1 protein-coding gene is annotated in these 582 nt (G+C 43.1%); it reads left to right on the plus strand.

Annotated features, from left to right (window positions below; translation table 11 throughout):
* Positions 1-582 (plus strand): hypothetical protein (locus BLR15_RS14140; protein ID WP_176754175.1); only part of this gene is annotated, 582 nt, incomplete at both ends.

Below are 582 nucleotides of genomic sequence, written 5' to 3' on the forward strand. Positions count from 1 at the left end.
GCCTTCTGCTGAAGAAACCGTGGAAGAAGCAACAGAAGAGCCTTCTGCCGAAGAAACCGTGGAAGAAGCAACAGAAGAAGCTTCTGCTGAAGAAATACTTGAAACAGAAGAAGATACCAAATCAGAAGTAGTTGTCAATGAAGAAACAATCACTGAGCTGAAAGTGCTCATTGAAGAGCTAGAAGCTCAGATCACTGAAATTGATCAGCAACTTGAGACACTGAATGATGATTTAGAAATTCCGGCAGGCAGCATAGTAAACTATGGTGACCTAGAGGTTGATGGTCAGAATATAAACTTTACAATGACAGATGCTGAGACGATCGAAGCCCTGAAAGGTGTAAATATCAAGATGACTATTAATGCTGCATTCAATAACATTGATGAAAAAGCACTAGCAGAAGGTATTGATAACATTGCCACAGTTGCATTTGGAAATGATTCCGTGGAGTCTAATACAGTGACAGTCAGACCGAATAAACCTGCTGAACCTGAAGTACCGGAACCAGAAGAGCCGACAGAGGAGCCTCAGCCTGAAGAACCAACGGAAGAGTCTACACCGGAGCCTCAGCCTGAAGAACC

Source organism: Lacicoccus qingdaonensis, assembly GCF_900101075.1.
Classification (GTDB): Bacteria; Bacillota; Bacilli; order Staphylococcales; family Salinicoccaceae; genus Lacicoccus; species Lacicoccus qingdaonensis.